Genomic DNA, 9,884 nt, shown 5'->3' with positions numbered 1-9,884 from the left:
TTTTCGTTTAACAGAAACAAAGGAGCTCGAGTTTAGTTTCAAACTAAATCCAGTCAATTCTACGTATCAATCTAATTATTTGCCATTGTTGACTATCAATTCAAACTCCCAGTCGGTGGTTGTCAATGATGAACAGATTTTGCATTTAATCAGTCAATGGCATGCGGAGAATATTTTCTCGGTCAATCAGCTTTCGCTCTTTAATTATGATGTCAACTTGGTATTGGCGCATTTAAAAGAATTAGGCTTTACGGTTTCACCAAGCTTGATCGACAATACCCAAACATTGGCTGTCGATATGGAGACGGACTTTGCTGTTGCAGCAGAAGTTCTCGATCAAATTTTCATTATTACAATGGAGAATCAGCAATATGATTTTATCACAGAAAACAAAGGCGAAATTCTTGTTTTACTTGATAAAAATCAACGATTGACGATTCATTTGTATACAGAGTCCACTTTACTAACGATTGATTCAGATCAATGGAAGCGATCCTTATTAGATTTCTTCACAAGCTATCCATTTTTGGTTCCGCTTGTCGTGGAAGGTGAGGAATAAATGTTCTAAATTCATTAAAAGTGCTAGAATGGTTTTTATAACTATTCAGCACTTTTTTTTTGGAAGGAGCAGTATGATGAAAAACAAAGCACTAGGTTTTTATGAAGGACGATCTTTAGATGAGTCAAATGTATTTATTGAAAAGGAAATTCCGATACCCAATTGCCAAGCAAATGATTTATTGGTGGAAGTACAGGCAGTTTCGGTCAATCCAATCGATACAAAAAGACGGCAAATGACTGCTTTAAGTGAAGCGTTCCAGATCCAAGGGTATGACGCCGTTGGGATCGTTAAAGAAATCGGCTCAGCAGTTAATGGCTTTGCCGTTGGTGATCGGGTGTTTTATGCTGGAACCACACAACGACCTGGTGCGAATCAAAGGTTCCAAACAGTTGATTCTCGGATCGCAGCAAAGGCACCAGCCGGCTTTTCTGATGGCGATCTTGCAGCTATGCCATTAACGAGTATTACAGCGTGGGAATTGCTTTTTGAAAAATTTGGGTACGTGCCTGAAGAAAACGCGAATGAAGGATCGATTTTATTGGTCAATGCCAGCGGTGGTGTTGGCTCAATTGCGGCGCAACTAGCAAAATGGGCAGGATTGACAGTCTATGGCACTGCGAGTCCTAAGAACAATCAGTGGCTTAAAAACAATCAAGTGGATCAAGTACTTAATCATCGCTTGCCGTTGGCTGAACAAATCACTGAGCCTTTTTCAGCCGTTGCAATTTTTTATGACGCCTCGGCCTATTTGCCACAATTAACGAAAGCAATCTTGCCGTTTGGCAAAGTCGGAATGATCGTGAATACGAAAGAAGCGCTAGATTTAAATCCATTTAAAAACCTCGGCATCGATTTTTATTGGGAGTATATGTTCGCAAAAACAGATGCTCAGTTGATGATTGAAACACAAGGGAGCATTTTGCAACGGGTCGCCTCGTTACTCGCTGACAAAAAGATCCATACGACTGCGGTCCAAACGTTTGATGGAGGAATTACCATCGAGACCTTAAAGCTCGCTACAAAAGCGGTTGAGCAAGGAACGAAAGGAAAGACAGTGATCACTGGAGGCGTCCGCTAGATGGAAGAAGAGGAAGCGATGCTGTTTTGGGATGAATTTGCCCAAGAATATGCACAGATTCAAAGAGAATCCCAATTGAAAATTGTCGAAGAGGTAGCAGCTTTTTTGGTGGAGCAGAAAGTGTTCCCGATATCGGCCTTCGTTGACTTTGCTGCGGGGACTGGCCGCTACATTTCAGCATTTTATCCTTATGTAGATGAGTATTACGCAATTGATTTTTCAAAAGAAATGTTAAAAATCATTGAAAAAACGACGGAAGATCCGATGAACAAGCTCCATCTGGTTCAGCAGAGCCAAAAAGACTTTTTATCTGCAGACCAGCACTGGCCCTGTATTTTTATGGCAATGAATCCAGCAGTCAGAGACAAAGAAGCATTGCTTCAGTTTCAAAAAAAGGCCCATCAATTGATTATTCTAAGAATGATCGCAGAAGAAGAAAACGTGTTTCAGCCTTATGAAAAAAATCTTTCAGCGAAGAATGACCTGAACTTAAACACTTGGTACAAGAAGTGGTTTTCAGAAGAAGCGATCGATTGGCAGAGTCGGCAATTCGAGTATATTTTGAAGGAAGAGATCGATCAAGAAATATTTCATCTTTATTTTGAGGAGGAGTATTCATTGGAACAACGGCAACAAATGGTTCAACATGTCTTTGGTGAGGCATTGACTGTCGAAAGCCAAACGAAAATCACTTTTGAGCTTCTCTTAGCCTAAGTAAAATCACACAATGGGTATCAAAAAAACGAGATTCTGACATAAGATCAAGAAACAGGTACAAAAGCTAGGCTTCTTTTGGCTGCTGACTGGAAACATCTTATGCTGGAATCTCGTTTTACAGTGAATTTGCTACAATAGAAGGTATACGATGCTGCCTAATAACAGTAAAAAAATGATGTTGACGATAAAAAACAGCTTTTGAAACGTTCTCGCTTCTTTTGGTCTGGCTTGTTTCAATAATTTGTACCCAATCAAATTCGCCAAAGAAGCAATCAATGTACCCAAACCACCAACATTGACGCCCAAAAGAACGGCTGTTTCTAAATCGGTGAAAGGAGCAATCAAAATTGCTGCTGGAACGTTAGATATTCCTTGGGAGAGTAAAATACTACCTAAAAAAGCGCGATGCGTTTCTTGAAAATATGGTCGAATGTGATCGGTGACCAGAGATAGGTCTTGAATATTCCCGACGATCAAGAAGAAACAGAGAAAGGTAAGTAGTAACCGATAATCAACTTTTGCAAATAATCGTTTATTGCTAAACCAAACCACGGCTGCGACGACAAGCACGGCAATTGAAATAGGGAGAACACTAAAAATACCAAGAATCATAAGAATAAATAATCCTGAATTAAGCAGCGCTGGCTTTTTTTCAAAGGGTTCTTCTTGCAGGGCGATTTCCAATGGAGTCTTTGGGATGAGCTGGATCGAAACAAGGAGTAATAGTAATGAAAGTCCCACAAAGGTGCCAGTAGTCCACATGAATTGTGGCAGCGAAATCTGATAGTAAGAAAATAAAAATAGATTTTGCGGATTTCCAAATGGAAACAGGCTGCTTCCTAAATTGGCTGCTACGATCAAATAGACAGCGCCTAATAAGACACTGGTGTGCTGTTGTTCTTTCCTCGTTAAGAGTAAATAGATGGGCAATAAAGTTAAGATAGCCACGTCATTTGTTAAAAACATCGAACTGAAGAAGCTTAGCAAGACGATTGCGCGGATCAAGTCACGCAGATTGCGACTTTTTTCCACTAATTTTTGTCCAAATGCTCGTAAAAGACCAGCTTCTTCTAACCCATTGATTACTAACATTAATCCAAACAGTGATAAAATCACTTTAAAGTCAATAAACGACCAACGGAAGGTGCCGAAAAAACATGCAATAAGTGCTAGTAGCAGGGAAATCGAAAATAATCGATCCGTTCGAAAAAATGCTAACATTCGTTTTCCCATAGTTCACCACCTTTCTTCTCAAGAATTTTACCATTCCTATGCTTTAGGAACAATAAATAACGCTTTTTCCATCGAACTCAAAGTCATTCAGGCAATTTTTATAGTTGACAAACGACTCATTAATTGGGAAATTAGTATGTGAAAGGTGAAGGAGGTTCAAGAATGAATGTGATGCAGCTGCTTGAAAAAAATCAGCAGGTACATTTTCAAATTTTGGCTGTTTTTTTTCAGAATGGCTCAGAAGTCTCTTATAAAAAACTTGCAAAAACGTTATCCATTTCCGCGCCCACTTTGCAAAAAGAACTTCAAAATCTTCATCAAAATTTAGCTGCTTTCCATGAAGACGCAGCTTTGATCTATTCAGAAAATGATCAAGTGCAATTGGTATTGCCTCTTGATTTTTCCCTGAAGCAATTTTTTTATGCGTATCTTTCAGAAGCAATCGATTTTCAGATATTGTCGTATTTGTTTTTTCATCGAGATGAGTCAACGACGAAAATGATGTTAGAACTGATGTTGAGTGAAGCTTCATTGTTTCGTCGATTCAAAGCGATCAATCAGTTATTGAAAGAATTCGACATCCAATTAAAAAATAAAAAATTGATTGGGGATGAAAAACAGATTCGCTTTTTCTATTATCAGTTTTTTTCACAAAGTTATCCCAATGAAGAATTGATCGCTCGCTTGAATGCACCAGCCATCAACAATTTGATTCGAGTCATTGAAAAACAGTTGCAGACAACGTTTAGTCAAGCAGAGCGTTGGAAAGTCGGGCTTTGGTTAGGCATTATGGAAGCCCGTTTTGATTATCGCGGCTCGCAACAGCATGAAGCCTCGTATCCATTGTTGAAGTCATTGGAAAATGAAGCGATGTTCCAGCTTTTGCGGAATATATTAGGGCGCTATCTCAGTCGTTTTGCCGTATCCTGGAGCGATTATGAAACGGTATATTTCTATTTATTTTTATTAGCTGAAGGCTTGATTCGCCCTTCACTGGATGACTCCTTGCAAAAATCACTTTTCTTCCAAGAGATCGATGCGTTAAATGGGGAGCTGCTGCAGGCCATTGGTGATAGTGAAAGAAAGACTACAGAAACTTCTACGGAATTACGCGTCTTCTTGACGAGTGTGACGATCCAAGCGTTGTATATTCATGGCGGCATTATTGCCTTTGCTGAATTTCAGCCGCAAAGTGTTGCGAATGAGAGCTTGATCGAAGTGGCACAGCAAGCAATCGAACAGTTGGAGAAAAACGTAAACCAGTCCTTTTCTCTTGAGAAAAAGCAGCATTTGACCAATGAATTGCTTTTGATCCGTCAATGGATTCAAGTAAAACAGGAAAAAGCATTTACGGTAGGGATTTTACTGACTCAATCACGATTACGCAGTGGCTTTTTACGGCGCTTTTTGATCAAAGAATTGGCTGGCTATCCGAATATTCACTTCGATGGGACGAAGGAGAAGGACTATGATCTATTGATCGTTGATCATTCTGAGATCTCGGAAGGCTATCGTTATAAAAAACGATTGATTTTAACAGGTGGTGCAACCCCATTTGAAGAAGAGCGGCTTCATCAAATCGTGGATGAAATACGAAATGAGAACCTTGAAAGCGAGTTGGAAAAGATATGAGAATAGTGATTATTGGAGGCTCTCATGCAGGAATTGCTGCTGCCCGTCATTTAAAAAAAGTTGACCCAAAAGTCGATGTGATAATTATAGAAAAATCAAGCGTTCTTGGTTATGTTGCCAGCAGTTTGAATTTAGTACTGGAAGGTTACATTCAGCGTTTGGAAGATTCCAAAACGGCAACAGCCAGTGAACTTCTTTCAGAAGGAATCAATGTGATGCTAAACAGTGAAGTCACAAAAATCTTTCCGCAAGAACAAACGGTTCATTTTGTCACATCAACGGAATCTTATCAGCAAGAAGATGAAGTGAGTTATGATGGCTTGATTTTGGCGATGGGATCGAGTACTTTCCGTTCGGAGTTTGCCTCAGATGTCGAAGCACATATAACGACCTACAAAACCATTGGTCAATCAAAGCAAGCATTAGAAAAAATCGAGAATGCCCAAACCGTTGCGATCGTCGGTGCTGGTCTGATCGGGTTTGAATTAGCGGAATCTTTAAGCGGACAACAAAAAGCCGTTCATTTGATCGATCGCATGGATACGCTGTTGTTCCGTTATTTTGATCATGAAATTGCCAAAATTTTGATGGAACGTTTTCCCAAAAATTTGCAGATCTATCTTAACAGCAATGTCGCTCATACGATCAAAAATGAGAAAGGCGATTATCAAGGAATTGAGCTGTCAAATGGAACGAAAATTCAAGCTGACGTGGTCGTTTATGCTGTTAATCCACGTCCAAATGTTGCGCTAGTAGAAGATTTTCTGAAACTAAATCTGGATGGCACGGTATCGACAAATGAGTATTTGCAAACGTCTGACCCAGCGATTTATGCAATTGGGGATCTTGTTTCGATCCCATTTAATCATTCGGATAGCTCCTTGTATATTCCTTTAGTAACAAATGCTTACCGCACCGGGATTGTTGCTGCCACCAATTTATTGGCAAATGAACGGGGAACAACGAAAATTCCTTTTCCAAAAATGCAACGGACCGTCGTCAGTAAATTGTTTGGCTATTTCGTCAGCAGTTCAGGTATTAATGAGACCGAGGCACCGTATTACGGCTTTGAAGTAGATTCAGTGACGCAAACATTTCATTCTCGGACATTTTTCGCGACAGATGAGGATTTTGAAGTAACGTTAAAACTGATTTTTGATCAGCAAACGAAAGTGATCATGGGGGGACAAATCATTACGAGTGATCGTGGAAGTTTGGAGATCATCAATACGATCTCAACCTTGATCAATAGCAAGACGACCTTGCACCAATTAGCAACAATGGATTACTTTTTCAATCCAACCATCTCATTTCCACTGCACTTTTTGAATCAATTGGCCCTTGATGGCTTGTTAAAGTAAAATAGTAAGTCTTGATAAACCTGCGATGATCGTAGGTTTATTTTTGTGAATTGACGTTAATCGGGAGAAAATAGCGATTGCGCCCATGAAAGGTATCGCGTATTAAAACCAGGTGGGGTTCTGCTGAGCTTTGATGCCGACTGGTATCGCTATCTTTTTGATGAAGAAACCAGTAAAAAATATGACGACGCTCGTTTTATGACTGAACGATTTTTGGTAATTGATTGTTATCGGTAGACGAATGTTCCTTGTATGGACACGTTAGCTCATCAGTACCCTTTATCTGAAAAGTTACCCCCAGCTTGGGCTGAGCATGTGTTAACTACACAGGGGTTTCAACAGATTGAAACGATTGAACGTGTAAATGATTTGTTATTGAATGAAACTCAGAAGTTGAATCTAGCCTTCTCAAGTATTTATTTGATTAAAGCGATTAAACAGACTTCATTGATAAAAAAGACGTGCTCGCAGTCTTTTATAAGAGAAAAATATCACATAATCCCTTGCCTTCGCAGATTCGTTTTCACTGAAATTGTGTTGGTAAAGGGATTTTTTTTAAAAAAATCTTGTGATTTTAAGTGAAATACGGTACCCTATTAAAGAGAGTGAGAATCATTCTCAATAAGGAAGGGGCGGGGCATGTTGAAAAAAATCGGATTACTGCTGATCTTGATTTTTCTTGTGGGCTGTTCCTTACTCGTAGGAACTCATGAATTATCATTAAGTGGTTTACAGCAGGGTGATCCGAATCATTGGCTTGTTTTGGTAAAAGTTAGGCTCCCGCGGACGATCAGTTTGATCATTGCAGGTGGAATCATTAGTTTATGTGGGAAAATCATGCAACATATGATGCAAAATAAATTTGTGGCATCAGAGTCGATCGGGTTATCTGATAGTGCTCGCTTAGGAATTTTGCTAGTCATGCTTTTTCTGCCAAATGCTTCAAACTTGATTCGGACAACCGCAGCATTTGTGTTTGCTTATGCAGGTGTTTTGTTCTTTTTATTTTTAAGCCAATTTCTACCAAAGAAAGATCCAATGATGCTCCCTTTGACCGGGGTGATGTTCGGTAATATCATCGGTGCCATTAGCAGCTTCTTGGCCTATCGCTTACAATTGGTTCAAAATGTCTCTTCTTGGCTTCAAGGAAACTTCGCTACTATTATGGCTGGCCAGTATGAACTTTTGTATTTGACGATTCCAGTATTCGGTCTGTTGTATTTCCTAGCTTATGAGATCACGATTGCTGGTTTAGGAGAAAGTGCCGCCAAGAGTCTGGGGATCAATTATCTGTATTTACGCTTTGCTGTGTTCGCTCTGGTGGCGTTTGCCAGTAGTGTCGTTTTATTGACCGTTGGACAAATTCCTTTTCTGGGGATCGTTATCCCAAATATGATCGGCATGGTCTTTGGGGATCATTTGAAGAATAATCTACTGTTGATCAGCTTTGCTGGAAGTGCATTTTTACTTTTATGTGATGTATTGGCACGCATCGTGATTGCTCCGTATGAGATGCCCGTAAGTGTGGTTGCCGGTGTACTAGGTGGTTGCTGCTTCTTGATTTTGCTGCTGGGGAGGAAGTTTCAATGAAGAAAAAACTCTTTCTTTTGTTCTTTCTGATCCTTTGTGCCGCTACTGCCTATCTGACCTATAACACCTATGGTAATTGGTCATTTGCTTTTGCATTGCGGGGCCGTCGGATCTTCGCCTTTGCTCTGGTGGCGATCGCAATTTCCTTTAGTACGATCACCTTACAGACTGTTACGAGCAATCGCTATTTAACACCAGGAATCTTAGGCTTGGATCAACTATATGTCCTGGTTCAGACCCTGTGTTTCTTTTTTATCGGCGGGATCCAGATGCTAAGCCAAGAAACAGCAGCGATGTTTTTATTCTCTGTCAGTCTGACTGCCATTCTAGGAAGTTTATTGATCGGTTTTTTCTATCAAAAAGCCGTCAACGGATTGTTTTTGTTGTTGATGGCTGGAATGGTATGCGGCACGATGTTCAGTAGTCTGAGCACGTTTTTGCAAGTCTTGATGGACCCGAATGAATATGATTTACTGCAAGGACGCTTATTCGCTAGCTTTGGCAATATCAATACGCAACATCTCTTAATTGCTGCTGTGATCATTTTGATCGGTAGTAGCTGCCTGATTCTGTTGATTCCAGAATTGAATCTATTACATTTAGGAAGCGGGCAAGCCAAAAGTCTAGGCGTTCCTGTTCAATGGCTTCATAGAGGTATTTTATTTTTGATTGCGCTTCTGACAGGTACCGCTACGGCACTCGTAGGTCCAGCTGTTTTTCTCGGCTTTGTAGTGGCAACGATCACCTATCAGCTTTTTCCCACCTATCGCCATGGGTGGTTGTTTGCTGGTGGCAGCCTGATTGGTTTTCTCCTGTTAGTAGGAGGGCAGTTCTTAGTGGAACAAGTGTTTCAATGGCAAACGACCATTGGTACGGTGATTCAATTATTGGGTGGCGTCTTCTTTATAAGCAAATTGCTGCTGGAAAGGAAAAAATCATGATCGAAACAAAAAACGTATCCAAAAATTATGCGAAAACACAGGTGTTGACCGAGTGTTCTTTAGCATTACCTGAGCAGAAAATGATTGCCTTTATCGGGCCAAATGGTGCGGGAAAAAGCACCTTACTCTCCTTGGTCAGTCGGATGCTGGACCAGAGAACTGGTGATATTTATTTAGATGGAACTGAGATTCGCCAGTGGAAATCCAAAGAGCTAGCCAAAAAAATGGCTTTTTTGCAACAAAGCAATCGCTATGCAGTCAATCTGACTGTAAGAGAACTGGTGGCATTTGGTCGCTATCCGTATAACCGCGGGCGACAATCGGCAGCGGATGATAGGATCATTGATGATTCTTTAGCTAAGCTATCCCTTACCGAATACGCCGATCAATCGATTCATGAGCTTTCTGGTGGTCAGCTACAACGAGTTTACTTGGCGATGATCTTGGCTCAAGATACAGATTATCTGCTGTTGGACGAACCGTTAAACAATCTAGATTTGAAGCACGCCAACCAGCTGATGAAGCTATTGACCACCTTGGTGGAAGACTATCAGAAAACCGTTGTGATCGTTTTGCACGACATTAATTTTGCCGCTCGCTACGCCGATCACATCGTTGCCATGAAAGACGGTCAGATTTTTAAAGCGGCCGACACTGAGGCTGTGATCCAGGAGCAAGTGTTGGCATCATTATATGAGATTCCAATCAAACTGGTACAAGTGGATGGTCGGCAATTTTGCTATACCTTCCAATAAAATGTATTTCTAAGG

The 9,884-nt window shown here is 40.5% G+C and carries 9 protein-coding genes (1 of these 9 cut by a window edge); 8 read left to right on the top strand and 1 reads right to left on the bottom strand.

Annotation, left to right across the window (positions count from 1 at the left end; genetic code table 11):
• The 3 genes from IGI96_RS17125 to IGI96_RS17115 all read left to right on the top strand — a co-directional run.
• Positions 1-559, top strand: the 3' portion of a protein-coding gene (locus IGI96_RS17125) for a hypothetical protein (RefSeq protein ID WP_142964972.1). It extends 503 nt beyond the left edge of the window; only the last 559 of its 1,062 coding nucleotides appear in the window; its start codon lies off the left edge, out of view; the stop codon is at positions 557-559.
• A 73-nt stretch (positions 560-632) separates the two neighbouring features.
• A complete protein-coding gene (locus IGI96_RS17120) occupies positions 633-1,640 on the top strand; it encodes a zinc-binding alcohol dehydrogenase family protein (protein WP_438785390.1) in 1,008 nt (335 codons plus the stop codon).
• A complete protein-coding gene (locus IGI96_RS17115; RefSeq protein WP_270288485.1) occupies positions 1,641-2,354 on the top strand; it encodes a methyltransferase domain-containing protein in 714 nt (237 codons plus the stop codon).
• Positions 2,355-2,486: 132 nt separating this feature from the next.
• On the opposite strand, the gene IGI96_RS17110 is transcribed toward IGI96_RS17115, so the two are convergent.
• On the bottom strand, positions 2,487-3,590 hold the full coding sequence (locus IGI96_RS17110) for an SLC13 family permease (protein ID WP_270288484.1): 1,104 nt from the start codon (positions 3,588-3,590) through the stop codon (positions 2,487-2,489).
• A 162-nt stretch (positions 3,591-3,752) separates the two neighbouring features.
• On the opposite strand from IGI96_RS17110, the gene IGI96_RS17105 reads away from it, so the two are divergent.
• From IGI96_RS17105 to IGI96_RS17085, 5 genes are all read left to right on the top strand, one after another.
• Positions 3,753-5,222: a helix-turn-helix domain-containing protein gene (locus IGI96_RS17105; RefSeq protein ID WP_010748448.1), complete on the top strand. Its 1,470-nt coding sequence runs from the start codon at positions 3,753-3,755 to the stop codon at positions 5,220-5,222.
• The gene (locus IGI96_RS17100; protein WP_005226235.1) at positions 5,219-6,583 is read left to right on the top strand and encodes an FAD-dependent oxidoreductase; all 1,365 of its coding nucleotides are present in this window, start codon (positions 5,219-5,221) and stop codon (positions 6,581-6,583) included. Before IGI96_RS17105 ends, IGI96_RS17100 begins: the two co-directional genes overlap by 4 nt.
• Before the next feature lie 639 nt (positions 6,584-7,222).
• Positions 7,223-8,173 carry an ABC transporter permease gene (locus IGI96_RS17095; protein ID WP_270288482.1) on the top strand — a complete coding sequence of 317 codons (951 nt, stop codon included), beginning with the start codon at positions 7,223-7,225 and terminating at the stop codon, positions 8,171-8,173.
• Positions 8,170-9,114, top strand: a complete 945-nt coding sequence (locus IGI96_RS17090) for an iron chelate uptake ABC transporter family permease subunit (protein WP_005236195.1) — start codon at positions 8,170-8,172, stop codon at positions 9,112-9,114. Before IGI96_RS17095 ends, IGI96_RS17090 begins: the two co-directional genes overlap by 4 nt.
• A complete protein-coding gene (locus tag IGI96_RS17085; RefSeq protein WP_005226231.1) occupies positions 9,111-9,869 on the top strand; it encodes an iron ABC transporter ATP-binding protein in 759 nt (252 codons plus the stop codon). The genes IGI96_RS17090 and IGI96_RS17085 overlap by 4 nt, the downstream gene beginning before the upstream one ends.
• Positions 9,870-9,884: the final 15 nt, after the last annotated feature.

The sequence above is a fragment of the Enterococcus sp. DIV0421 genome (assembly GCF_051713745.1).
Taxonomy (GTDB): domain Bacteria; phylum Bacillota; class Bacilli; order Lactobacillales; family Enterococcaceae; genus Enterococcus_D; species Enterococcus_D casseliflavus.
Note: the sequence above shows the minus strand (reverse complement) of the source record. Positions and strands in the feature narration are given on the sequence as shown.